The following is a 23678-nucleotide window of genomic DNA, read 5'->3' as shown; positions in this document are numbered from 1 at the left end:
TTATGATTGAGAGACCGTCGGGCGGCGGCCATGGTGCGGCCACCGCCCGGATCGCGTCAGCCACCGGCTGCGCAGGATGGCAGCTTGTAATCCGCGGCGCGGTCGACGCCGGCCCGGAAATTCTCACCGGCAGGCGTATACCAGACATCGGCGGAAAGGCCGTAGCGCTCGCCGATCGCCTTCATCTCGCAGGTCTTCCACATCTCGGCGATGATGCCGTCCACCTTCTGGCGCAGGTCGTCGTTCTTCTTGTTGAAGCCGTAGACCACCTGCCCGAGGCCCGTCAGCAGGGGAAAGTCGGGACTTGTGTCGGTGAAGGCGAGGAAATGCATGTTCCAGTCCGGATTCTGCTTGATCGCATAGGAAACGACCGGCGGATCGCCGATGACGGCATCGATGCGGCCGGCGATGAGATCGCGCACGGCGGCATCGGATGTGTCGTAAAGCGACAGTTCCAGGCCTGAAATCTTCTTCAGTTCGGGCACGAACGAAAAGCCGGTGATGGTGCCGACCTTCTTGCCTTCCAGGTCGGAGAGCTTGTCCCAGTTGGTCTTCGAAGACTGCATGATGCCGTTCTTGAAGTAGTGGATCGGTTCGGAAAGGCTCATGATCTGGGTGCGCTTTTCCGTCCAGCCCATCGTGCCGAGCATCACATCGACGCGGCTCGCCTCGACCGAGGCAATGGTGCCAGACCACTCCATCAGAGCCGGCTGAACCTGGAGACCAAGTTTTTCGGCCACCTTCTGCATGATCTCGCCGTCATAGCCGATCAGCTTGCCATCCTGCCAGCCGGAGCCCGGCATGTCGCCGGTGAAGGCGACCGTCAATTTACCCTGCTCGGCGAGGTCGAAAGCCTGTGCCGTGGAGGAAAATAGCGAAAAGCTCCCGCCTGCCAGCAGCGCGCACACCACCAGCCTTCTCGAAAGAGAAAGTGTCATCTGTTCGATCCTTGAAGTTATTGGTTCCCCTGACCGGCCGCGTTGGCGGGCCGGTGTTGCATTCAACGCAAGGGATGTTGCCACCGATGCGATCGGATGGATTTTAAAAAACAGACTTTTTCTTTGAAAAATGACACGGGGCCTTCATAGTGAGCCCGGAAGGAGCGCCCCCATGGCTGCACAAGACGATGTTGCCCGCAATGAGACCGACGCGGACTACATCCGTTGGCTGGATAGTCTTTGGGCAGAACGGCTGCTTGCCGCACGCGACCGCAAACCCGATATTTCCGTCGGCATCCTGCTGTGGCCAACCTTCCCGATGATGTCGCTGACCGGTGTCGTGGAGCCGCTGCGCCATGCGGCGGATTTCGCCGACAATTCCCGCCCGATCCACTGTCGCTGGTCGATCATGGGCAGACCCGGCGATGGGGTCGTGGCGAGTTGCGGTATCCGCGTCTGCGCCGACGCGCCCTATATCAACCCCACCGACTTCGACTATATCGTCGTCATCGGCGGCCTGCTTCCGCATCTCCAGGCCGCGCCGGCCTCGCACCGCGACTACATCCGCGTTGCCGCGTCCGCCGGCGTTCCCATCATCGGCGCCTGCACCGGCGCCTTCGTTCTTGCCCAGGAAGGATTGCTCGTCGGGCGTAAGGCCGCCATCCACCCCTTCCACGCGGAGGATTTCCGGGTGGCGTTTCCGCGACAGCCCTTTTCCACGCGGGACGATTTTCTCATCGAAGACGGTCGCGTCACCGTGCCGGGGGGCGTATCGGTGCTGTCCCTGATGACCGAACTCATCCGCAAACATTGCGGCCCGGACCGTGCGGCGAAGGCCGTCTACCAGCTTTCCCTGACCGACCAGAAGACCATGAGCGCCTTCGACCACGAACGCGTCTCCGCATTCCGGCATGTCGGGGACGCCCGCGTGCAAAGGGCCATCGTGTTGATCGAGAGCCGCAAGGGCCGGGACGTCTCGCCCGAGCGCATCGCCGGCACGATCGGCCTGTCGCCCCGCCAGTTCATACGCCTGTTCCAGGCGCATATCGGCATGACGCCGAAACATTTCATTCTGGAGACACGGCTGCGCTACGTGCGCTTCCTGCTCGACAACAGCGTGCTGCCCGTCACGGCGATCGCCCATGAAACGGGTTTTTCCGATTCAGCCCATCTGGCGACGGCATTCCGGAAGAAATACCAGAGTTCACCGAGCGAGTTCCGACACAGACGTCGATGAAGACGGCGGCGGGCAAGCCATCTTATGACCTGACGCCGCCACCCACGTTCGAACATTCTACCGGGAGGCCTGAAACTCGGCCAAGCGGCGGATGAGGAAATAGCCGACCGTTGCTCCGGCATCCTGCAGGCCGACCGTCTTTTGCTGGAATGCCGCCGCCTTGCCGTGTTGCGCAAGCATGGATTTCGTGGCTTCCAGCGCCTGCTCGGCTGCCTGCGACGTTGCCGCCAGCGCGTCGGAAAGGGCCGCATTGCTTGCCGCCTGTGCCTCCAGCGTTACCGCAATGGGGTCGAGAACGTCGAGCAATGTCTTGTCGCCCACCTTAGCCTTGCCACGCTCGGCCACGCCATCGCGATAGGCGCGCCAGAAAGCGGCAAGCTCTGCCGTCCCGAGGTCGTCCTTGCCCTCCACCGCCTTGCTGGCCCGCAGGAAACCCGTCGCCGTCAACGTGCCCATGGTGGAGGGCGCGGTGCGCGCCATGGTCGCCCCGGCGGTGCGCAGCAGTTTGGCGATGCCCGCCTCCGCGCCTTCCGCCTCGAGCGCCTCGGCGGCGGCAGCGAAGGCCTTGCTCATGGTGATGCCGAGGTCGCTGTCACCCACCTTGCCATCGAGCGCGATGAGGAATTCGCGCTGTTCGGCAAAAAGTGCCTTCCAGCTCTTGAAGAGGTCGATCAGGTCGGCGGCGTTCAATGTCTGCTTGCTCATGCCATCACCCCGCAATGTGCTGAAAGAACGGTGTGTTGGCCGGGGCAGCGACGAGGCGGTCGAGTTCCTCGTCGAGGTGCAGGATCGAGATCGAGGCGCCGGCCATTTCCATCGAGGTGGCGAACTCGCCGATCCAGACATGCTTGGCCGTGACGCCACGCGCTTCGAGAAGCTGCGAGACGCGGCGGAAGAAGATATAGAGTTCTTCCAGCGGCGTGCCGCCCAGCCCGTTCATCAGCACGGCAACGGTGTCGCCCTGCTTGTAGTCCGTTTCCGCAAAAATACGCTCCATCATCTCGTCGACGACCGCATCGGCCGGTGCCAGTTTCTTGCGGCTGATGCCGGGCTCGCCGTGAATGCCCATGCCGATTTCCATCTCGTCCGCGCCGATCGAGAACGTGGCGTGGCCGATTTCCGGAACGACGCAGCTCGAAAGGGCAACGCCCATGGTGCGGGTGCGCAGCCGCGCCTTGTCGGCGAGGCGCGTCACCTCGTCGAGTGAAAGACCTTCGGCGGCAGCTGCGCCGGCTGCCTTGTAGATGAAGAAGATGCCGGCGACGCCGCGGCGCTTGTGTTCTTCGCCGACCACCGAGGAGGCAACGTCGTCATTGCCGACGACCTGCTTGACCACGATGCCATCGAGATCGGCCAGTTCCGCCGCCATGTCGAAATTGATGATGTCGCCGGTGTAGTTGCCGTAGATGTACAGGACGCCGGCACCCTGATCGATATGCTTGGTCACCTGGTACATCTGTTCGGCACTGGGCGACTGGAAGACGCCGCCGACAGCGGCACCGTCAAGCATGCCATCGCCGACAAAGCCGAGGAAGGTCGGCAGGTGGCCGGAGCCGCCGCCGGTCGCGATGCCGACCTTGCCGGGCTTGGTCTTCGCCGTGACGAGGCAGCGCAGGTCATCGGCCGTGTAGGTGACGGCGGGGTGCGCCTTGTAGATGCCCTCCAGCATTTCATCGACGAAGCTAGCGGGATCATTCAGGAACTTCTTCATGGGTTTTCTCCGGAAATGGATGGTTGTTTCTTGCGCTGACGCGTGACGAAGAAGGCGGCGGCCAGCAGGATGAAGCTTCCGACGACGAGCCTCTGCCATGTGCTGGGAATGCCGACCATGACGAGCACGCTGTTGATGACGACGATCAGCAGCACGCCGAGAATGGTGCCGAGAACCGTGCCCGTGCCGCCGGTGATGCGCGCCCCGCCAAGCACGACGGCGGCGATCACGTTGATTTCCGTGCCGACCAGATCGAAGGGATTGGCCTGACGGTTGGCGCAGACATGGATGATACCGGCCAGGCCGGCGAGCGCACCAGCATAACCGAACAGGAAGACATGCACCGTGCGCAGGCTGTATCCGAGGCGGCTTGCAATATCGGCATTGCCGCCGACGGCGAAGATGGCGCGCCCCATCAGCGTGCGGTTGAGGATCCACCAGGTCACGCCCGCGGCAATCGGCAGGACGAGGAAGTAGAATGGCAGTGTGATGAGCGCGCCATTGGCGGCTTCGATCTGGAACAGCGGCATGCGGCCGAAGGCGCCCATCTGCGGCGGCAGCGACATGATCCAGACGGTGCCGATGAAGGAGAGCAGAAAGCCGCGGAACAGATATTGCGTGCCGATCGTGACGATCAGCGACGGCACTTTCAGGTGATGGACAAGCAGGCCGTTTATGACGCCGAGCGCCACGCCTCCGAACATCGCCATGAGAATGACGACGGCGATCGGCAGATTGGGCAGATAGGTCTGCACCAACACGGTCATCGAATACATGGTGAAGGCTGCAATCGCCGTGAACGAGACGTCGATGCCGCCCGCTGCCAGGATGACGAAGACGCCGAGTGCGAAAAGCCCCATGACCACGCTCGCGCGGCCGATATCGATAAGTGTCGACGGCTGCAGGAAAGCCGGGTTGACGATCGTCACGATCACGCAGATCGCGACCAGAAGCGTGAAGGTGATGGTTTCCGGGCGCCGGCGCACGAGTTCGCCGAGGCTGAAGGAACGAGACTGCGCGGCGGTCCCGGAAAGGTCTTCGGTCCGTGAAACACTCATTGCACAGTCTCCGTCGTGGTCGTCAGCATTGCCTTGTAGAGCTGGTCTTCGGTCGCCTGCTCCGCATCCATTTCGGCAACCACCCGACCGCTGTTCATGACGAGGATGCGGTCTGCGTTCTGAAGGAGTTCGGGCAGGTCGTCGCTGACGATGACGAGGCCCATGCCCGCTTCGGCAAGCGTCTGGATGACGCGGTAGATGGTATCCTTGGATCCGACGTCGACACCCACGGTCGGGCCGTGCAGCACGAGCAGTTTTGGTGCGATGCTCAGCCAGCGGCCGATCAGCACGCGCTGCTGGTTGCCGCCGGAAAGCGCCCCGACGGGAAGGTCGATATCCCTGGTGTTCAACCGCATCTCTTCGGAAAGGCGGGAAGCAATCCTGCGCCCCTCCTCCCGGTCGACGACGCCGAACGAATTGCTGAGGCGCGCGACGATGAGCGCGATTTCGTTTTCGAAGATCGACTTGTCGAGGAAGAGGCCTTCGGCGAGCCGGTCCTCCGGCACATAGCCAATGCCCTGCTGGATCGCTTCGGCAGGCGAGCGCACGGAGACAGCCTTGCCGTCCAGCGTCAGCGCACCACCGGTTGCCGGGACGACGCCGGTCAAGGCCATGGCAAGTTCGTTGCGGCCGGAATCGGCAAGGCCCGTAATGCCGAGGATCTCGCCTTTCTTCACGGAGAAGCTTGTCTCCCGCACGCCATGGGCGACGAGGCGGTCCACCTTGAGGCGGTCGGTGTCGGACGGTTTTCCGGTGCGATAACGCTGCGCATCGATGGACCGGCCGGTCATCAGCTCGGCGAGCTCTTTCTTGCTGTACGTCTCGATCGGTCCCTGGGCAACGCACTGTCCGTCGCGGAAGACCACCGCATGCCCGCCGATGCGGTAACATTCGTCCAGCTTGTGCGTAACGAACAGCACGGCGACATTTTCGGAGCGCAGCCGCTCGACGACGTGGATGAGATTATCGACCTCGCGGCGCGTCAGCGACGTGGTCGGCTCGTCCATGATGACGAGCTTGGCGCGTGTCGCAATCGCCCGCGCGATGGCGACGAGCTGGCGGGAGGCAAGTGGCAGGTCGGACACGATCGTGTTGAGAAAGGCGCGGTCCGTTGGAAGTCCAACGGCGGCAAGAGCCTTTTCCGCCGTCTCCTTCAACCTCTTGCGATCAAAGAGGCGCGCCAGCCGGCCATTGGCGCCGACCAGTTGTTCATTCAGCGCGACGTTTTCGGCGACGGTCAGATTGGGCAGCAGCGACAGATCCTGGTAGACGGTCTCTATGCCGGCGGCCAGTGACTGGATCGGCGTCAGCGACGCGAAGGTTTCGCCGCCAAGGACGATTTCTCCGGACGTCGGCGCATGCGCGCCCGACATAATCTTGATGACGGTACTCTTGCCGCAGCCGTTCTCGCCAAGCAGATGATAGGCCTCACCCGGCTGGAGCGTCAGGTCGATGCCACGCAGGGCATGGACGCCGCCGAACCATTTCTGGATGTTTCTGAGTTCAAGGAGCGCCGCCGAGTGCTGCGCGGAATTGTCTTGTGCCGCCACGGAAATTGTCCTCATGCTGACCGGGACGCTGCCGCGCCGGATCGTTCCGGCCGGAGGGCAAAACCCCCGGCCGGCTGACGGATGTCGGATTAGAACATGTGTTCCTTGTAGGTCGCCTTGTCTGCGAGAACCATGCCGTTGCCGAGAATGAGCAGGCCCTTGCCAGGCCCCTGCTTGACGGAGACCTTGTTGTAGCCCTCGACGCCGAGGTCCATGCCGTCGGTGATTTCCTTCTTCTCCAGCAGCAGCTTGGCGACGGCGTTCATCGCCATGCCGGCCTTTTGCGGATCCCAGAAGCCGATCGCGGTGATGGCACCGGATTCGAGAAGATCGGCGGACGGGTTCGGAAGACCGGTGCCGACGAGGCAAACCTTGCCGCTGAGGCCCGCTTCGTCGATCGCGCGGCCGACGCCGAGCACGTCGTTGCCAGCAGACGTCTGGAAGCCCTTCAGATCGGGATGCTTGCGCAGGATTTCCTTCGCCTTTTCATAGGTACCGTTGGCGTCGTCGAAGGATTCGTTGTTCGGATCGACGAGCTCCATGCCGGCATACTTCTTGGCATTCTCCTCGCCGGCACCGACCCACTGCATGTGCGTGCGGCTGCCGAGCGAACCGACGAACGTCGTCCATTTGCCTTCCTTGTTCATGCACTCGGCCAGGCGTTCATTCAGCGCCGCGCCGTAATCGGCATTGTCGAAGGCCTCGACGTCGGCATGCGTGTTCGTCTGGTTGTCTGCCTCATGGGTGACGACGACGATCCCGCGCTCCATGGCGCGCTGGAAGGTGCCTTCGAGAACGGCCGGATCCATCGGCACGACGGCCAATGCGTTAACGCCCTTGGCGACGAGGTCGTTGACGATCTGGAGCTGCTGGGCGGAATCCGCCGTCGCCGGGCCGCTCTGGCTGGCAACCACATCCGGGTTGGCTTCCTGGTAGGCGACGACGCCGGTGTTCATGCGGTCGAACCACGGAATGCCGCTGATCTTGACGACGGTGGCGATGACCGGCTTTTCCTGCGCGACCAGCGTGCCGATGGAACCAACGAGTGCAACAGCGGCAACCGCGGTTCCCGCGAGCATCTTCTTCGAAAATGACGTCATGTTTTCCTCCACTAATTTTCCCTCGCTGTTTCACTTCGGCGTTTGAGGGACAGGCACCGAAGGGTTTTGAGAGCGGCGACCCGGCGACAGGAAGCCCGCGATGTCGTACCGGCCGACGGCCAGGAAGGTGAGCAGCAGCAGACCCCAGGCGAAATCGCGCACGAAATTGGAGAGGCCGCCGAAATTGAGCAGGCTCGACATGAGCTGCAGGGCAATCGCACTGAGCACGACGCAGATGACGCGGCCGTAACCACCCTCCGGCTTCACGCCGGCCATCACGGCGATGAGGATCGCGATGAGCAGGTAGGTGCTGCCGTAGTCATACTTCACGTTGACGTTGCGCGCCGCGATGATGACGCCGACAAGGCCGGACAGCATGCCCGAGATCGCATAGGTCGCGACGAGCACGCCATTCTTCGGGAAGCCCGCATAGAGTGCGGCCTTGGGATTGGTGCCCATCAGCATCAGCCACAGGCCGTAGGGCGTGAACTTCAGCAACGCGGCGACCACGCCAGCAATGACCACGAAGAGCAGGAAACTGATCGGGATCTGGAACAGCATGTCATTGCCGATGCTCGAGAGCAGCGCCGGACTGCCGACCATCACGGCCTTGCCGCCCGACACCACGACGGCAAGCCCCATGAAGGCCATTTGCGTGCCGAGCGTGCAGAGAATGGGCGTGATGTTCAGCCGCGAAATGAGAAGGCCGTTGATCACCCCGCCCGCAAGGCCGGTGAGGATGGCGCCTGCAATGAAGGCGACGCTGAAAGCCGTTCCGCTGTCGTTCGCTGACAGGAAAGACGACACGATAACGGCGGAAAGCACGCCGGAAAGATTGGCCAGCGCGATGCCTGACAGATCGATGCCACCATTGCCGGCGCACATGGCCAGCATGACACCGATGGCCAGGAGACCGATCTCCGGCACCTGGCTCGCCATGGACTGAAGATTGAAAATAGACAGAAAGGAACCGCCGGAGATCAAAGCTCCCGCAACAAGCAAAAGGCCGTTTATGACAGCCAGCATCGCCAGCTGTCCGCCGGTGTTTCGCATATTCCCCTCCCGTTTGTTTACTAAACAAACCTTGACTTCACTAAAACGCTAGCAAAGGAAATTTGCGCTGACAAGCCCCGTTTGCCGAGCAAATCGGTTGCGAACGCCATGGAATTGGCCTAGGTCTCACGAAGATGACCTAAATCGTTTAGTAAACTTGTTCGCAGTCGCAGCAAAAAGGGCCTGCAGTTCCGCATGAAGAAACCGGGAAAACTGACCATCAGGGACATCGCGGAGGCCGCCGGCGTCTCACCGGCAACCGTTTCGCTTGTCCTGAACGGCAAGGGGGAAATTTCCGGCGTGACGCGGGCGCGCGTGCTGGAGGCGGTGGCAAGCCTGAACTATGTGCCACGCGCGGCAAGAAGCAGCGCGGAGCCCGGTGAAACGCTGCGTTTCCTGAAGATCGCCAAGCACGGCCACACCGTCAACCGCGACCACAGCGTCTTCATTTCCGACTATATCGACGGCATGTCCGCGGAGGCGACGCGGCGCAATTACACGCTCGAAGTCGTGAGTTTCGAGGGCCAGCCGATCAGCACCGTTGCGGAATCGCTTGCGGGTGCGCCCATTTCCGGCGTCATCGCGCTCGGCACGGAGCTGACGGAGGCCGATATCCGGCTGATCCAGGGCCTCGGCCTGCCGACCGTCTTCATCGACACGTTCTACGATGTCCTCGATGCCAATTTCGTCGACATGAACAACGAGGATGCCGTCTACAAGGTCCTGTCCCGCTTCCAGCAACAGGGTTTTCAGCGCATCGGTTTCGTCGCGTCCCACGTCGACACGACAAACTTCCGTCTGCGCCGCGAAGCCTTCTTCAAGAACATGGCGCGGCTCGGCCTGTCGGTGAACGAAGCCGACATCCTTTCGGTGGAATCGACCTATGACGGCGCCTATCTCGATACGCGCGCCCTGTTGTCGACCGGTCTCGACCTTGCCGAATGCTATTTCTGCACGAACGACATCATCGCCTACGGCTTCATCCGCGCGCTTCGCGAGCACGGCGTTGCCATACCGGACGACGTCTCGATCATCGGCTTCGACAACCTGCCGCAGAGTGCCACCATGGAGCCCGGCCTGACGACGATCGACGTGTCGAAGCGCAAGATCGGCAATCTCGCGGTGACGATCCTCAACGACCTGATCGCTGCCGCCGAGCCGCAGCCGCCGGTCAAGATTCTCGTCGGTGCCGACCTCGTCCTGCGCGCGAGCCATGAACGCGGCCTGTGGAAGCCGACCCGGAGCCGGCTGCAGAAGACTGTCCGGCAGCCGGCGGAGTAGCCTCTGCCCGCATGCCCGGCACTACCCGCGCGCCGCCTGACGAACGCCCAATTCGACCATCCTTTCCCGCAGGAGTTTGCACATGGAATACAGGACACTCGGCCGTTCGGGGCTCAAGGTTTCGGCCATCGCCATGGGCACCTTCTCCTTCGGCGGCGTCGGCGCTTTTGCGCGCGTCGCAAATCAGGGCGTCGAGGAGGCCCGCCGCCTCGTCGATTGCTGCATCGATGGTGGCATCAATCTCTTCGATACCGCCAACATGTATTCGCTCGGCCGATCGGAAGAAATCCTCGGCGAGGCCCTTGGCGACAAGCGCAACCAGGTGCTCATCTCCTCGAAGGCGCGCATGCGCATCGGTGATGGCCCAAACGATGAGGGCCTGTCGCGGTATCACCTGATCCGCGAATGCGAGCGCAGCCTGAAGCGCCTGCGCCGCGATCACATCGACGTCTACTTCATGCACGAATGGGATGGCGTGACTCCGGTCGAGGAGACATTGTCTGCCCTCGATACGCTGCGGCAGCAGGGAAAGATCCGCTACATCGGCTGCTCGAACTATTCCGGCTGGCACATCATGAAGGCGCTCGGGGTCGCCGAGGCGAAAAACCTGCCGCGCTTCGTCACCCAGCAGATCCACTACACGCTGGAAGCCCGGGAGGCCGAATACGAACTCCTGCCTCTCTCCATCGATCAAGGCCTCGGCGCCATGGTCTGGAGCCCCTTGGCTGCCGGCCTGCTGTCCGGCGCCTTCGGCCGGGACAGGTCACCGGCGGGTTCCCGTCAGGCTGCCGGATGGAGCGAGCCGCCTATCCGGGACGAAGAACGCCTGTGGACGATCGTCGATGCCCTGGACGTCATTGCCAGGGCCCGTGGCGTCTCCGTCGCGCAGGTGTCGCTGGCCTGGACGCTATCGCGTCCCGCCGTGGCAAGCCTCGTCGTCGGCGGCCTCAGCGAAGCGCAGTTTCGCGACAATATCGCCGCCGTCGACCTGACGCTTACCGCAGAGGAACTGGATATTCTCAACAAGGTCAGCCGTCCCGCCTATCTCTACCCCTACTGGCACCAGCACAATTTTGCCAAGGACCGTTTCAGCCCGGCCGACCTGACCTTGCACGACAGCTATTCCGATCTCGGCCTGGTTTGAGGATCTGAACCGGCCGAGCAGCGCCTCAAAGGCCCGCCTGGCGCTGTTTCAATCGATGGCCCAGCTGGAAGGTGACGGCTGCGATGAGCAGGAATGCCAGCATGATCAGGACGAAGCTGACGACAAGGCTCGTTGCCTGCGCAAGGAAACCGAGCAAAGCGGGGCCGAGCAAAAGCCCGCTGTAACCCATCGTGGTGACGATGGAAATCGCCCTGCCCGCGGCCGCACCGCCGACATTGCCAGCACTTGCAAAGACGGCCGGCACCATGTTCGCGACACCGAGGCCGCAAAGCGCCAAAGCGGCCAGCGACAATACCGCACTGTTTGCAAACAGAAGAATGGCGACCGACACGGCGCAGAGCACGCCACCGATCCTGATCAACGGCACATGCCCCACGCGCCGCGTCACCGCATCCCCGACGAGACGCCCACCCGCCATGGCGCCGGCAAAGATGGCGAACGCATAGGCGCCATGGCTCTCGGAGGCGCCGAGAATGTCGATCATGTAGATCGCCGTCCAGTCCATCATCCCCCCCTCTGCAAGCAAAGCCAGGAACGCAATGCCTCCAAGCACGAGAATAAGGGTACGTTGCGCGGCATCGAGCGACGTGTTGGCGGCCGGCATGCCTTCGGGACGCAGGCCCCCTGATCGATGGGCGGCATTCGGCGCGATCATCCGGGTTGACAGCGCAAGGGCCACGACGAGGAGACCGGCCGCCCCGAGGCAAACCTGCAGGCCGCCGCCATGGCCGATCAGTTGGCCCACAAGGAATGCGCCGGCCAGGTTGCCGATGCTGAAGACCGCATGAAACGACGACATCAGGTGCCGGCCGGTCTCCAGTTCGATTTGCGATGCTTCGGTGTTCATCGCCACATCGAGCGTTCCGAACGCCGCGCCGGCGACGAACACGCATCCACCGAGGGCGATCGGATTTTCGATGAAGGGAATGACCAGAAAGGCAGCGCCGAAGATGACGCTGCCGCAGAGGCTCAGCACCTGGTTGCTGACCACCCGGTCGATATAGCGCCCGACATTGATCATCAGGACAATGGCGCCGAGGGCAAAGCAGAGAAGGACCGTTCCGAGCTGCCCCTTGTTCAGCCCGACGCCGGCAGCAAGAAGCGGAAGGCTGGACGCCCACGCGCCAATGCCGATGCCGGCGGCGAGGAAGAAGAAATTGCAGTGCAGCCGGCTCGACATGCGACGTCCGCTGATTGTGCTGGGGTTGGACGCCATTTCGAGACGGTTTCCTGTAGCTGATCTTTGCGGGTTGCTCTCTTACAGGCCGACAGCATTGCGCCTTACGCGCGTCGCAGCTTCCGCCAGACGATCCGGCGATATCTGCCCGGATTGTGCCGCTGCGGCAAGACCATCGCACAGCGCCTCGAGGTGCGGCCCTCCTCCCACGAGCAGCAGATCCGCCCCCGCATTCACCGCGGCAATGGCGGTTTCAAGCAGCGAGCGACCGCGCATGGTGGCCGGGGCATCCAGATCGTCGCTGACGATCAGGCCCTTGAACCCGAACGCATCCCTCAGCATCGTCATGACCGCAGGCGACGTGCTGGCGGCATTCTCCCTGTCGATAGCGGCAACAGGCGCCGGTCCTGTCATGATCGCCCTGGTTCCGGCAGCGATCGCCGCCTTGAATGGCAGCGCGTTGTGGAGAAGACGATCCAGCGGCGTGTGCAAAGAGACATCCACCAGTGCCGGATCTTGCTCCAGATCGTTGAAACCGGGGAAGTGCTTGGTCACCGCCGTGATCCCGGCGCTCTGGACCCCCGTCACGAAGGCCGAAACCAGCCTTGCCACGGCCTCCGGATAAGTCCCCATCGTCCGGCCACGCAGCCAGGGATTCTGGCCGTCGATCACATCGGCGATCGGCGCGAGGAACATCGACACCCCGAGCTCGCGCGCCGCCATGGCCGTCACACGGCATCGCTCCGCAAGGGCCTCATCGGAAAGAGCATGCGCTTCATCAAGCGATGGAAGATTTGGGACCAACCCCTGCAGCCTCTGGATACCGCCGAGTTCCTGATCCACGGCGACGATCAACTGGGGGCAAATGGCTTTCAGGCGTGCGATGGGCGCGCGAAAGACATCCGCCGTCTCGCCGGCAAGCCGTTCCGCCGACATGGACCGCGCGACATATTCCGAACGGCTCTCCCCGAGCAGAACGGAACAACCACCCTTTTCAAGAAAGAGCGCCATGACGTCCATGAAATCGAACGTGTCAAAGGCGGGCAGAAGGATCGCCCTGGCGTCCTGATCCGGTGAAAAGCTCATGATTGTCTCCGTAGATAAGAAACTGGGCGTTGTCAGACGGCTTCGACATCGACACCCGCCTCGCGGATGGACGTGAGGATGGCCGCGTCCGTGCTGCTGGTAAAAAGAGTCGATACGCTCGTGATCGGCGCCACTTCGTAGGTTGCGGCCTGTCCAAGCTTGTCGGCCGTCGCCAGGAGCAGGGTCTTGTTTGCCGCCCGGATCATCGTGGCCTTCAGATGGGCATCTTCGAAATCATCGGCGCGGAGCGTCAGATCATGATCGACGCCGCAGGTGCCGAGAACACAATAATCGACCCGCAGGGCCCGGACGGCATCGACCGCGCCGGCGCCCGTCGCGCTGCGCGTCAGCCTGCCCAGCCGGCCGCCCAGCATGATCACCTCGGCAAGCGGATGGTCGAGCGCCGCGGCGGCCACATCGACGGCGGTCGTGATGATGCGCAGCGACAGCGTCGGCGGCAGGCTGCGCACGAACTGCACGACCGTCGTGCTGGAATCGACCAGCAGCGTCGCGCCGTCCGGGATCAATGCCGCAGCGGCGCGGCCGATCCGCTGCTTTTCTCCCGCATGCAATGCTTCGCGCCGCTGGAAATCGAGCGCCGGTGTCACGAGTCGCGCCGCGCCGCCGTGAAACCGTTGCACGAGGCCGGCATCAGAGAGGTCGCGCAGATCGCGGCGGATCGAATCTTCCGACACGCCGAATTCCTGCGCGAGCCCGGCGGCAAGGACTCGCCCTGCGGCATTGACCTTGTCGAGGATGAGAGCCTGCCGTTCCTCCGGCGAAAGCGCCGCCAGTTCCACCTTGTCCGCGCTCATGCGCTGGCCTTCTCTGCCTGCGCAAGAAGTCCAAGCGCGGCCAGCCGCGCTTCCAGCGCCTCGGCCGTGCTAAAGTGTTCGGTGTGGAAGCCGAGGGCGGCGGCAGCGGCAATGTTTGCCGCGTTGTCATCGATGAAGATGCACTCCTCGGCGCGGACACCTGCCCGCTCCAGGAAGCGCTCGAAGATCGCAGCATCCGGCTTCACCAGCCTCTCCGTGCCGGAGACGATCAGAACGTCGAATGCACCGAGGAAAGGATAAATCTCCTTTGCCCGCGGAAACGTCTCGGCTGACCAGTTCGAAATGGCGTGCACCGGTACGCCCGCGTTCTTCAAGCGCCCGAGAACACCAGCCGTCCCGGGCACTTCCCCCCCCAGCATTTCGTGCCAGCGCAGCCAGTAGGCTTCGATGAGGGCCGCATGGTCGGGGTGACGCCCGGCGAGGTCGGCTATGCCGTCCGCAAACGGCACGCCTGCGTCAAACTGCTCGTTCCACGCCGACGTGCAGACCTCACTCAGGAAGGCCGACACAGCCGCCTCGTCCGGCAACAGCTTGCGATAGAGATAGGCGGGATTCCAGTCGATCAGGACGCCGCCGATATCGAATACCACAACATTTGGTTTCATGTAACTTGCCTCTTTGTGCGCGAATTGATTCTAACAATGCATGAAAACGCACATATAGGCAATAAAAAGCACATTGGGTGTGCGAATTTATGCGGCACCCCTAAGGACCTAGGAACGCATAAAGTCTGCGGCCCGCTCACCGATCATGATGCAGACGGAGTTCGGGTTGCCGGAAATCAGCGTGGGCATGACCGACGCATCGGCAACGCGCAGCCGTTCGATGCCGTGCACGCGCAGTTCCGGATCGACCACGGCCATGTCATCGACGCCCATCCGGCATGTCCCGGCGGGATGAAGGGCTGCATGCGCATCCTTGACGCAGAAGGCCCTGATCTCCTCGCGGGTCGTGAGGGATGGCGAGGGCGCGTGCCGTGCCGCCACGAATTTTGCGATCGCCGGTTGCGCCATGATATCGATTGCCGCCATTGCGCCATCGGTCATGGCTTCGAGATCGTAGGGATCGGAAAAATAGCGGGGCGCCACACGGGGATGTGCCGCCGGATCGGCGCTCAGCAGCGTAACCTCCCCACGGGAGCGCGGCCGGATCTGCCCAAGATTGACCGTGCAGCCGTTGCCGCCCGGAACCGCATCGACGCCCTCCTCGATCCCGGCGCCGACGACCATGAAATACTGGATGTCCGGGCTCGCCTCGTTCCTGTCGCCCCACCAGAAGGCGCCGCCCTCGATGAGATTGGAGGATGCGGGGCCATTGCGGAACAGCGCATAGTTCAAGCCGGCAAGCGCCTTCCAGTGCGGCTTCTTGTACTTGTCGTAGCTGTGCGGGCCGTTGAGCTGGTAGACGAGTGAAATCTCGATATGGTCCTGCAGGTTCTGGCCAACGCCCGGTAGATCGGCATGCACCGCGATGCCCTGCCGACGGATCTGCTCCGCAGGCCCGATGCCCGACAGCATCAGGAGTTTTGGCGTGGCGATCGCCCCGGCTGACACCACGACTTCCTGGTCCGCCCTGTAGACCACGGTGCGTTTGCCCTTGACGCATTCGACACCAACTGCCCGTCCGTTCTCAACAAGGATGCGCGTGACCATGGTGCCGGTCTCGATACGGAGGTTGCGCCGCCTGCGCGCGGGATTGAGATAGGCGACAGCGGCCGAGCTGCGCCGGCCGTTGCGGGCCGTGATCTGATAGAGACCGCACCCTTCCGGATTACCGGAGTTGAAGTCGGGGTTATAGGGCAGGCCCGCCTGCTGGCAGGCCTGTAGCCAGGCGCGGGTCAGCGGGTGGATGTAGTCGATGTCGGAGACACCGAGCGGGCCGCCGACGCCATGGGCCGCGTTGCAGAAGCGGTTGTTGTCCTCGGCACGCTTGAAGAAGGGCAGGACATCGACGTAGCCCCAGCCTTCGGCGCCAAGCCCGACCCATTGCTCATAGTCGGCCGGCACGCCGCGGATGTAGATCATCGCGTTGACCGAACTGCCGCCGCCGAGAACCCGGGCCTGCACCATGGTCGGTGTTTCCGTGCGCTCCTGCTCTTCCATCGGCTCCCAGGGGATGCGCTTCAAGAGATCGCCCTGCGCGGTCTTGTAGTAGGCACCGGGAATGTGGATGTAGGGGTTGCGGTCGCGTGGCCCCTCCTCGATCAGCAGGACATTGACGGCCGGGTCCTCGGAAAGACGCGAGGCGACAACACAACCGGTCGAGCCGCCACCGACCACGATATAGTCGAATGTCGAGATTTCTGCCGGATGCTTGGGCATGATGCCGTGGCGCGCCGATCCCATGTCTCGAAGTCCCATCATCACCCCCTTGAAATGGCGCTGCCGGCCTTGATCGCGAGGGCAGCAATGGTCAGAGCCGGATTGACGGCAGCCGATGTCGGCAGCACGGACGCATCCGTGATGTAGAGGTTTTCGACATCGTGGCTGCGGCAATCGAGATCGACGACCGAGGTCTGCGGATCGCTGCCCATGCGCGCCGTGCCGCATTGGTGCGACGTTGTCTTGCGGCCGAAGGTGTGCGTCAGCACGATCGGGAAACCGGCCTTGCGCATGACAGCACGCGTCTTGGTGATCAGCGCCTCATGCGCGCGCATGTTCGAGCGGATCCAGTGCATGACGATGCGGTTGTCGCGCACCATCACGCGGCTTTCCGGATTGGGCAGGTCTTCGCTCGTCAGGAACCAACCATAGGCGTAGCGGGCGATCAGCCTTGCAACCCAGGTCGGCGCCGGAAAGGGAAGATTGGCCTTGAGGATGTTGCCGGTGATGTGGCCGAGAAGCTGGACGTTGCCGAGCGGCGCGCCGTCGTCGTTGTCCGCGTTGTAGAAATCGTTGAAGGCGATGGTCTTCTGGTAGACTGAGGTGTTGGCGGCGAAGGGATCGATCGTCAGCATCGCCGTCGTGTTGTGGTTCATGAAATTACGGCCCAGTTGATCCGAGCTGTTGGCGAGGCCGGTCGGATGGGCCTTGCTGGGAGAGCGCAGGAGAAGTGCTGCGCTCTGGACCGCGCCCGCCGCCACGGCAAAACGATCCGCGGAAATGCGCTGCTCGGCCCCGTCCTTCACATAGATGGCGGCGACGACCCGGCGGCCCGCCTCGTCCGTTTCAAGGCGCGTCACGCTGGCGCCGGTCACGAGGCTGACATTAGGATGCGTAAGCGCACTGGCAAGCGGGCCGACCTCCGCATCGATCTTGCCGGCGCCGGTGTTCGGAAACGCATCCCAGCCCGTCGGCGCCCGTTTCAGCCAGGCGTCGATATCGATCGATAGCGGCAGCGCTGCCGGGTGGATCCCCGCCTTCTCCAGCCTACGGCGGACTGCGGCGATCGCCGGCTCGTCAGGCACCGGCGGATAGGCATAGGGCTTGGCGTGCGCCGGCTCAGTCGGATCACCGGCAACGGAGCCACGCACCCGGAATATGCTCTCCGCCGCATCGTACCAGGGCGACAAATCCTCGTAGGACATTGGCCAGCCCGGCGATGCACCGTCCATGTGCGGTCGCGGCGCAAAGTCCTCGCGGCGGTAGCGATACATGACGGCGCCGAAGAACTTCGAATTGCCGCCGACATAGTAGTAGTTGCCGGGAAGGAAACTCTCGCAGTCCGTGCCAAGCCACTCCTCCGACGACCGATAAAACCCCTTCTGGAAGATCGCGCGGTCATCACGCGCCTGCGGGCTGTCCTTCAGGTGATCGCCGCGTTCGAGGATGACGATCCGCAAGCCGGAGGGCGCCAGGCTGTGGGCGAGCGACGCACCGCCGATGCCGGAGCCGATGATGACGATGTCTGCGGTCTGGGTCATGATGTCTTTCAGTCGATGCGCGTTTCGGTATCGATGTCGAACAGCACGGTTTTCGACGTATCGACGGACAGGGCGGCTTCCTGCCCGGCATGCGCCTGCTTGGGCGGAAGACGGGCTGTGACTTCCACGCCGCCAAGCTGGAAGACGGCGAGCGTGTCTGGCCCCGTCGGCTCGACCACGTCGAAGTCGATGGTCAGCGACGGAGGGATATCGCCACTCGCGATTGAGAAATTCTCGGGCCGTATTCCGACAAGCACTTTCTTGCCTGCGTAGCGTCGCACGGCCTCCGGCGAGAGGGTGATGCCAGCGATGCGGGCCGGCGGCCGGTTGGCAATGTCGATGACGGCGGTGACCGTCGCGCCCTCTGCCTCCAGAACCGCCGGCACGATGTTCATGGCGGGAGAGCCGACAAAACGCGCGACGTAGACATTGGCCGGCCGGTCATAGACGGCCTGGGGCTCGTCCAACTGCTGCACGACGCCGTCCTTCATGACCGCCACGCGGGTGGCGAGCGTCATGGCTTCGATCTGGTCATGCGTGACATAGACGATCGTCGTGCCGAGGCGGGCGTGGAGGCGCTTGATCTCGGTGCGCATGTCCACACGCAGCTTGGCATCGAGGTTCGACAGCGGCTCGTCGAACAGGAACAGTTTCGGCTCACGCACGATCGCCCGGCCCATGGCAACGCGCTGGCGCTGGCCACCGGACAGTTGCGACGGCTTGCGATCAAGCAGATGGGTGATCTGCAACAGGTCCGATGCGGTTTTCACGGCCCTGCCGCGATCGGCCTGGGCGACCTTGCGGATCTTCATGCCGAATTCGATATTCTGCCGCACGGTCATCGTTGGATAGAGCGCGTAGGACTGGAACACCATGGCGATGTCCCGATCCTTCGGCGAGAGATCGTTTACGGCCTTCCCGGCAATGCGGATTTCGCCGCCTGTGATCGTTTCCAGGCCGGCGATCATGTTGAGAAGCGTGGACTTGCCGCAGCCGGAAGGGCCGAGCAGCACGAGGAAGTCGCCGGTGCCGATGGAGATCGAAACCTCCTTCAGCACCTCGAGATGGCCGTAGGCCTTGCGGACGCGATCGATTTCAAGAGTGGACATAGCCTCAGCCTTTCACGGCGCCGGCCGTCAAGCCGCGGACGAAATATCGGCCTGCGACGATGTAGACGACCAAGGTTGGGATGGCGGCGATCATGGCGGCAGCCATGTCGACGTTGTATTGCTTGCGACCGGTGGTCACGTTGACGATGTTGTTGAGCGCAACCGTGATGGGGCTGCTGGAGCCGGAGGTGAAGGACACGCCGAACAGGAAATCGTTCCAGATCTGCGTGAACTGCCAGATGCAGGACACGACGATGATCGGGATCGAGGTCGGCAGGATAACGCTCCAGAAGATGCGGAAGAAGCCCGCGCCATCCACCATCGCCGCCTTCGTCAGTTCATCCGGCAGCGACACGAAATAGTTGCGGAAGAACAGTGTCGTGAAGCAGATGCCGTAGGAAACATGCACGGCGACAAGTCCGGGGATGGACCCGGCGAGCCCCAGCAGCCCTAGCGTGCGCGCCATGGGAATGAGGATCGCCTGGTACGGCAGGAAACAGCCGAACAGCATGAGGCCGAACACGAAGTTGGCGCCGGGAAATTTCCATTTCGTGAGGATGTAGCCGTTGATGGCGCCGATCCCCGTCGAGAGCGCAACGGCCGGGATCACCATCAGCAGCGAGTTGACGAAATAGGGTTTCAGCCCGGTGCATTCGGTGCCGATGCAGGCCTGCGACCACGCTGCCCGCCACGCGTCGAGCGTCACCACCTTGGGCAGGCCGATGAACGAGCCGCCATAGATCTCGTCGAGCGGCTTCAGCGAGGTCGTGACCATCACCCACAGCGGCATCAGGTAGAGTACAGCGACGATGACAAGGCAGGCGTAGATGGCGAGACGGCCGAGCCGCATCTTGCTGGATTGGGAGAGTGCTTCAGCCATCGTTTTTCTCCCGAAGCTCGGAATAGAGGTAGGGAATGATGATCGCCGCGACGGTCATGAGCATCATCACCGCACTTGCCGCGCCGACACCCATCTGGTTTCGCCGGAAGGTGGCGGAGAACATGAAAGTCGAGGGCAGTTCGGTCGCCGTGCCGGGGCCGCCATTCGTCAGCGCCAGAACCAGATCGAAGCTCTTGATGGCGATATAGCTGAGCAGGACGATCACGCTCAGCATGGCCGGGCGCAGCATGGGAATGATGATCTGACGATAAATCAGCGGCAGCGTGGCGCCTTCGATCTGTGCCGCCTTGATGACGGAATTGTCGATGCCGCGAAGACCGGCGAGGAAGATCGCCATCGCAAAGCCCGACGATTGCCAGACGCCGGCCACCACGACCGTATAAATCGCCATGTCGGGATTGGTGATCCAGTCGAACCGGAAGTCTGTCCAGCCGAGATCGTTCACCACGCGCTGGATACCGAGGCCGGGATTCATGATCCACTTCCAGGCGGTTCCCGTCACGATGAACGACAGCGCCATCGGATAGAGGTAGATCGCCCGCAAGGCTCCCTCAGCGCGGATGTTCTGGTCGAGAAGGATCGCCATGAGCAGACCCAGCCCCGTCGACAACGCGAGAAAGAGGGCGGAAAAGATGAACAGGTTGGCGACGGCGGTATGCCACCGGGGCGTGGCCCAGAGACGGACATATTGCTCGAGCCCGACGAAATCGTAGGTGGGTACGAATTTCGACGAGGTGACGGAAATCAGTCCCGTCCACAGAATGAACAGATAGACGGCGACGATGACGACGAGCAGGCTGGGAGCGACGACGAGGCGCGGAAGCCAGGCTGCCAATCGCGATGACATGCGCGTAGAGGCGCTCATGGGTCAGCTCCGATGGCGGGTATGGGGGAGGAGCCGATATAAGCGGCTCCTCCGGTTGGCAGTTGAGCTTTAACGCGCGTTATCGATGCCGGAGACCAGCATCTTGACCGCGTCTTCCGAGCTCATGGTGCCGACGAAGAACTGCGCGGCGACGTCGCTGAAGACGGAGGCGAATTCCGGCTTGGCGGCAAAACCGTGCGTCATGGCGCCCTGCATGCTGCCCTTCTCGATGGCCGTTGCCCGCTCCTGGTAGCCGAGCTTGGCGCAATCGTCGAAGTCATCGACCGACACGTCGCTACGGGCCGGGATCGAGCCCTTGATCAGGTTGAAGCCCTTCTGGACCTTCGGGTCCATGATGGTCTCGGCAAGCGCCGTCTGGGCATTCTGCACGTTCTCGTCCTTGACGGTGAACATGCCGAAGCTGTCGATCAGGTACTGGAAGGAGGTCACCTGTCCGGGCGTCGCGAAGCAGTAGAAGTCCTGGTTGGGCTTCAGCCCCTTCGCCAGGAACTCGCCCTTCGCCCAGTCGCCCATGAACTGCATGGCGGCTTCGCCGTTGATGACCATGCCGGTGGCAACCGCCCAGTCACGGCCGACGAAATTGTTGTCGACGAGGCCGCGCACTTCGCGCAGCGTATCGAACACCTTGACCATCTCCGGGCTGCCAAGCGCTTCCGGATCGAGGTCGATCGCCGTCTTCTGGTAGAATTCCGGGCCGTTGACGTCCGACAGGAGGGCATCGAAGATGATCCCGATCTGCCACGGCTCATCGCCCATGGCGATGGGAACGATGCCCTTCTCCTGAAGCTTCTGGCCGGCCGCGATCAGTTCCGTCCACGACTTCGGAACGGCGATACCGGCATCGTCGAAGATCTTCTTGTTGGCCCAGACCCAGTTCTGCCGGTGCATGTTGATGGGGGCCGCAATGAAGGCGTCGCCCGACGTCACGAACGGGAGAAGCTGAGGCGCGAGCGCTTCACGCCAGCCGCCGGTCTTGGCAAGGTCGTTCAGGTCACGAACGACGCCCTGCTCGGCCCATTGCACGCCTTCCCAGCCGAGAAACTGCATGGCGCCCGGCGGGTTGCCCGCCGTGAGACGCGAGCGCAGCGCCTGCTGTGCATTCGCGCCGCTCATGCCGCCGACGGCGGAATCCTTCCATGTGAAGCCCTTGGCCTCAAGCTCCTTGCGGATGACGTTGAGGGCATCGACCTCGCTTTGCGAGACCCAGTGGTGCAGAACTTCGATCTCGCCCTCGGCCCGGGCCGCAACGGGCACGAGCATGGTCGCCGCAAGAACAGTAGCAATAAATTTCGACATGACTTGGTCCTCTCTGGTTGGGTTTTTTGATCGCGGCCCCTGGCGGGCTCTTGTGCGCATTCGTTAAACGGGGTCTGCGGGCATCGCGTAGCCGACGTTCCGGCCGCCATAGCGGCGCACGCGGATGTTGGCCTGCTCGGCATGCCCGGCGAAGCCTTCCATCAGGCAAAGCCGCGAGCCGTAGGCGCCGATCATCGCGGACGCCTCGTCGGTCAGGATTTTCTGGTAGGTGCAGGTCTTCAGGAATTTTCCGACCCAGAGGCCACCGGTATAGCGGGCCGCCTTGTTGGTCGGCAGCGTATGATTGGTGCCAATCACCTTATCGCCGAAGGCGACGTTCGTGCGGGCGCCGAGGAACAGCGCGCCATAATTCTTCATGTTGTCGAGGAAGTAGTCCGGGTCACGGGTCATGACCTGCACATGTTCCGACGCCACACGGTCGCCTTCCGTCAGCATCTCCTCGATCGTGTCGCAAAGGATGATCTCGCCGAAGTCTTCCCAGGCCTTGCCGGCGACGGCCGCCGTGGGGAGGATGTCGAGCAGGCGCTCGATCTCCGAAAGCGTATCGCGCGCCAGCTTCTCCGAATTGGTGATGAGAACCGCTGGCGAGTTGATGCCGTGTTCGGCCTGCCCGAGCAGGTCGGTCGCCACCAGTTCGCCATCGACGCTGTCGTCGGCAATGATCAGCGTTTCCGTCGGGCCGGCGAAAAGGTCGATGCCGACGCGTCCGAAAAGCAGCCGCTTGGCCTCCGCGACATAGGCGTTGCCGGGGCCGGCCAGCATGTCGACGGGAGCGATCGTTTCCGTACCATACGCCATCGCGGCGATCGCCTGGACACCACCGAGGCAGTAGATTTCATCTGCGCCCGCAAGCGCCTGCGCCGCGACGATCTTGTCGGCAATCTTGCCCTGGAAGGGCGGCGCGCAGGTGATCACCCGCTCGCAGCCTGCAACACGCGCCGTCAGCACGGTCATGTGGGCGGAGGCGAGCAGCGGGTATTTGCCGCCTGGCACGTAGCAGCCGACATTCTGGATTGGCACGTTCTTGTGGCCGAGCACGACACCCGGTAGCGTCTCGATCTCGATATCCTTCAGCGCGGCCTTCTGCGCTTCGGCAAAGCGGCGGATCTGGTCCTGCGCGAAATCAAGGTCCTCGCGCTCCCGGGCCGTCAGCGCGTTGATGCAGGCCTCGATTTCCTGCTTCGTCAGCCGGTAGGATTCGCGATCGAACTTGTCGAACTGCACCGACAGCGCGCGAACCGCCTTGTCGCCACCGTCCCGGATCTGTGCAAGAAGGCCCTCGACCGCCCTGGTGACTGCGCTGTCGGTACCGCCCTGTTCGATGGAAGCCTTGGCTGTTTTGATGTGCCGGATCATGACAAAGTCTCTTCGTTCACGGCCGCCGTCGGCGCCGCGCTATCAAGGGTCCTGG

At 62.9% G+C, this 23678-nt stretch carries 21 protein-coding genes; 3 read left to right on the top strand and 18 right to left on the bottom strand.

Annotation, left to right across the window (positions count from 1 at the left end; genetic code table 11):
- Positions 1-56 precede the first annotated feature (56 nt).
- Positions 57-938: an ABC transporter substrate-binding protein gene (locus GR138_RS14795; protein WP_160860015.1), complete on the bottom strand. Its 882-nt coding sequence runs from the start codon at positions 936-938 to the stop codon at positions 57-59.
- A gap of 172 nt (positions 939-1110) precedes the next feature.
- On the opposite strand from GR138_RS14795, the gene GR138_RS14790 reads away from it, so the two are divergent.
- The gene (locus GR138_RS14790) at positions 1111-2175 is read left to right on the top strand and encodes a GlxA family transcriptional regulator (RefSeq protein WP_160860014.1); all 1065 of its coding nucleotides are present in this window, start codon (positions 1111-1113) and stop codon (positions 2173-2175) included.
- 57 nt (positions 2176-2232) lie between these two features.
- Here GR138_RS14790 and GR138_RS14785 read toward each other — a convergent pair whose 3' ends face one another.
- From GR138_RS14785 to GR138_RS14760, 6 genes are all read right to left on the bottom strand, one after another.
- A complete protein-coding gene (locus GR138_RS14785) occupies positions 2233-2880 on the bottom strand; it encodes a dihydroxyacetone kinase family protein (protein WP_160860013.1) in 648 nt (215 codons plus the stop codon).
- Positions 2881-2884: 4 nt separating this feature from the next.
- Positions 2885-3886 carry a dihydroxyacetone kinase subunit DhaK gene (locus GR138_RS14780; protein ID WP_160860012.1) on the bottom strand — a complete coding sequence of 334 codons (1002 nt, stop codon included), beginning with the start codon at positions 3884-3886 and terminating at the stop codon, positions 2885-2887.
- Positions 3883-4944 carry an ABC transporter permease gene (locus GR138_RS14775; protein WP_160860011.1) on the bottom strand — a complete coding sequence of 354 codons (1062 nt, stop codon included), beginning with the start codon at positions 4942-4944 and terminating at the stop codon, positions 3883-3885. The genes GR138_RS14780 and GR138_RS14775 overlap by 4 nt, the downstream gene beginning before the upstream one ends.
- Positions 4941-6509, bottom strand: a complete 1569-nt coding sequence (locus GR138_RS14770; protein WP_160860010.1) for a sugar ABC transporter ATP-binding protein — start codon at positions 6507-6509, stop codon at positions 4941-4943. Before GR138_RS14770 ends, GR138_RS14775 begins: the two co-directional genes overlap by 4 nt.
- Positions 6510-6583: 74 nt before the next feature.
- The gene (locus GR138_RS14765; protein ID WP_160860009.1) at positions 6584-7594 is read right to left on the bottom strand and encodes a substrate-binding domain-containing protein; all 1011 of its coding nucleotides are present in this window, start codon (positions 7592-7594) and stop codon (positions 6584-6586) included.
- 30 nt (positions 7595-7624) lie between these two features.
- Positions 7625-8647 (bottom strand): ABC transporter permease, encoded by a 1023-nt coding sequence (locus GR138_RS14760; RefSeq protein ID WP_160860008.1) that lies wholly within the window; start codon positions 8645-8647, stop codon positions 7625-7627.
- Between the two features lie 195 nt (positions 8648-8842).
- Here GR138_RS14760 and GR138_RS14755 point away from each other — a divergent pair, with 195 nt between their 5' ends.
- Both GR138_RS14755 and GR138_RS14750 read left to right on the top strand, forming a co-directional pair.
- Entirely contained in the window at positions 8843-9928 is a 1086-nt protein-coding gene (locus GR138_RS14755) for a LacI family DNA-binding transcriptional regulator (protein ID WP_160860007.1), read from the top strand.
- Positions 9929-10010: 82 nt separating this feature from the next.
- The gene (locus GR138_RS14750) at positions 10011-11072 is read left to right on the top strand and encodes an aldo/keto reductase (protein WP_160860006.1); all 1062 of its coding nucleotides are present in this window, start codon (positions 10011-10013) and stop codon (positions 11070-11072) included.
- 25 nt (positions 11073-11097) lie between these two features.
- Here the strand turns inward: GR138_RS14750 and GR138_RS14745 are convergent, their stop codons facing one another.
- From GR138_RS14745 to hisD, 11 genes are all read right to left on the bottom strand, one after another.
- A complete protein-coding gene (locus GR138_RS14745) occupies positions 11098-12309 on the bottom strand; it encodes an MFS transporter (RefSeq protein ID WP_160860005.1) in 1212 nt (403 codons plus the stop codon).
- A gap of 42 nt (positions 12310-12351) precedes the next feature.
- Positions 12352-13290: a glycoside hydrolase family 3 N-terminal domain-containing protein gene (locus GR138_RS14740; protein ID WP_246200475.1), complete on the bottom strand. Its 939-nt coding sequence runs from the start codon at positions 13288-13290 to the stop codon at positions 12352-12354.
- 98 nt (positions 13291-13388) lie between these two features.
- On the bottom strand, positions 13389-14171 hold the full coding sequence (locus tag GR138_RS14735) for a DeoR/GlpR family DNA-binding transcription regulator (RefSeq protein WP_160860003.1): 783 nt from the start codon (positions 14169-14171) through the stop codon (positions 13389-13391).
- Positions 14168-14797 (bottom strand): HAD family hydrolase, encoded by a 630-nt coding sequence (locus tag GR138_RS14730; protein WP_160860002.1) that lies wholly within the window; start codon positions 14795-14797, stop codon positions 14168-14170. Before GR138_RS14730 ends, GR138_RS14735 begins: the two co-directional genes overlap by 4 nt.
- Before the next feature lie 108 nt (positions 14798-14905).
- Positions 14906-16537, bottom strand: a complete 1632-nt coding sequence (locus GR138_RS14725) for a GMC family oxidoreductase (RefSeq protein WP_476749641.1) — start codon at positions 16535-16537, stop codon at positions 14906-14908.
- Between the two features lie 17 nt (positions 16538-16554).
- Positions 16555-18054, bottom strand: a complete 1500-nt coding sequence (locus tag GR138_RS14720) for a GMC oxidoreductase (protein WP_160860001.1) — start codon at positions 18052-18054, stop codon at positions 16555-16557.
- Between the two features lie 8 nt (positions 18055-18062).
- Positions 18063-19163 carry an ABC transporter ATP-binding protein gene (locus GR138_RS14715; protein WP_160860000.1) on the bottom strand — a complete coding sequence of 367 codons (1101 nt, stop codon included), beginning with the start codon at positions 19161-19163 and terminating at the stop codon, positions 18063-18065.
- A 4-nt stretch (positions 19164-19167) separates the two neighbouring features.
- Complete coding sequence (locus tag GR138_RS14710) at positions 19168-20043, bottom strand: carbohydrate ABC transporter permease (RefSeq protein ID WP_160859999.1); 876 nt, start codon at positions 20041-20043, stop codon at positions 19168-19170.
- The gene (locus GR138_RS14705) at positions 20036-20929 is read right to left on the bottom strand and encodes a carbohydrate ABC transporter permease (protein ID WP_160859998.1); all 894 of its coding nucleotides are present in this window, start codon (positions 20927-20929) and stop codon (positions 20036-20038) included. Before GR138_RS14705 ends, GR138_RS14710 begins: the two co-directional genes overlap by 8 nt.
- 69 nt (positions 20930-20998) lie before the next feature.
- Positions 20999-22246 carry an ABC transporter substrate-binding protein gene (locus tag GR138_RS14700; protein WP_160859997.1) on the bottom strand — a complete coding sequence of 416 codons (1248 nt, stop codon included), beginning with the start codon at positions 22244-22246 and terminating at the stop codon, positions 20999-21001.
- A gap of 63 nt (positions 22247-22309) precedes the next feature.
- Positions 22310-23623, bottom strand: a complete 1314-nt coding sequence (hisD, locus tag GR138_RS14695) for a histidinol dehydrogenase (RefSeq protein ID WP_160859996.1) — start codon at positions 23621-23623, stop codon at positions 22310-22312.
- Between the last annotated feature and the right edge of the window lie 55 nt (positions 23624-23678).

The sequence above is a fragment of the Shinella kummerowiae genome (genome assembly GCF_009827055.1).
GTDB classification, from domain to species: domain Bacteria; phylum Pseudomonadota; class Alphaproteobacteria; order Rhizobiales; family Rhizobiaceae; genus Shinella; species Shinella kummerowiae.
This window is presented reverse-complemented; position numbering and strand designations above follow the sequence as displayed.

What these genes read in the sequence shown, in the direction of transcription:
- GR138_RS14765 (WP_160860009.1), bottom strand. Translation starts at nt 7,594, where the DNA reads ATGACGTCATTTTCGAAGAAGATGCTCGCGGGAACCGCGGTTGCCGCT.
- GR138_RS14775 (WP_160860011.1), bottom strand. Translation starts at nt 4,944, where the DNA reads ATGAGTGTTTCACGGACCGAAGACCTTTCCGGGACCGCCGCGCAGTCT.
- GR138_RS14730 (WP_160860002.1), bottom strand. Translation starts at nt 14,797, where the DNA reads ATGAAACCAAATGTTGTGGTATTCGATATCGGCGGCGTCCTGATCGAC.
- GR138_RS14710 (WP_160859999.1), bottom strand. Translation starts at nt 20,043, where the DNA reads ATGGCTGAAGCACTCTCCCAATCCAGCAAGATGCGGCTCGGCCGTCTC.
- GR138_RS14705 (WP_160859998.1), bottom strand. Translation starts at nt 20,929, where the DNA reads ATGAGCGCCTCTACGCGCATGTCATCGCGATTGGCAGCCTGGCTTCCG.
- hisD (WP_160859996.1), bottom strand. Translation starts at nt 23,623, where the DNA reads ATGATCCGGCACATCAAAACAGCCAAGGCTTCCATCGAACAGGGCGGT.
- GR138_RS14785 (WP_160860013.1), bottom strand. Translation starts at nt 2,880, where the DNA reads ATGAGCAAGCAGACATTGAACGCCGCCGACCTGATCGACCTCTTCAAG.
- GR138_RS14755 (WP_160860007.1), top strand. Translation starts at nt 8,843, where the DNA reads ATGAAGAAACCGGGAAAACTGACCATCAGGGACATCGCGGAGGCCGCC.
- GR138_RS14780 (WP_160860012.1), bottom strand. Translation starts at nt 3,886, where the DNA reads ATGAAGAAGTTCCTGAATGATCCCGCTAGCTTCGTCGATGAAATGCTG.
- GR138_RS14725 (WP_476749641.1), bottom strand. Translation starts at nt 16,537, where the DNA reads ATGGGATCGGCGCGCCACGGCATCATGCCCAAGCATCCGGCAGAAATC.
- GR138_RS14750 (WP_160860006.1), top strand. Translation starts at nt 10,011, where the DNA reads ATGGAATACAGGACACTCGGCCGTTCGGGGCTCAAGGTTTCGGCCATC.
- GR138_RS14700 (WP_160859997.1), bottom strand. Translation starts at nt 22,246, where the DNA reads ATGTCGAAATTTATTGCTACTGTTCTTGCGGCGACCATGCTCGTGCCC.
- GR138_RS14740 (WP_246200475.1), bottom strand. Translation starts at nt 13,290, where the DNA reads ATGGACGTCATGGCGCTCTTTCTTGAAAAGGGTGGTTGTTCCGTTCTG.
- GR138_RS14770 (WP_160860010.1), bottom strand. Translation starts at nt 6,509, where the DNA reads ATGAGGACAATTTCCGTGGCGGCACAAGACAATTCCGCGCAGCACTCG.
- GR138_RS14790 (WP_160860014.1), top strand. Translation starts at nt 1,111, where the DNA reads ATGGCTGCACAAGACGATGTTGCCCGCAATGAGACCGACGCGGACTAC.
- GR138_RS14745 (WP_160860005.1), bottom strand. Translation starts at nt 12,309, where the DNA reads ATGGCGTCCAACCCCAGCACAATCAGCGGACGTCGCATGTCGAGCCGG.
- GR138_RS14760 (WP_160860008.1), bottom strand. Translation starts at nt 8,647, where the DNA reads ATGCGAAACACCGGCGGACAGCTGGCGATGCTGGCTGTCATAAACGGC.
- GR138_RS14795 (WP_160860015.1), bottom strand. Translation starts at nt 938, where the DNA reads ATGACACTTTCTCTTTCGAGAAGGCTGGTGGTGTGCGCGCTGCTGGCA.
- GR138_RS14720 (WP_160860001.1), bottom strand. Translation starts at nt 18,054, where the DNA reads ATGACCCAGACCGCAGACATCGTCATCATCGGCTCCGGCATCGGCGGT.
- GR138_RS14735 (WP_160860003.1), bottom strand. Translation starts at nt 14,171, where the DNA reads ATGAGCGCGGACAAGGTGGAACTGGCGGCGCTTTCGCCGGAGGAACGG.
- GR138_RS14715 (WP_160860000.1), bottom strand. Translation starts at nt 19,163, where the DNA reads ATGTCCACTCTTGAAATCGATCGCGTCCGCAAGGCCTACGGCCATCTC.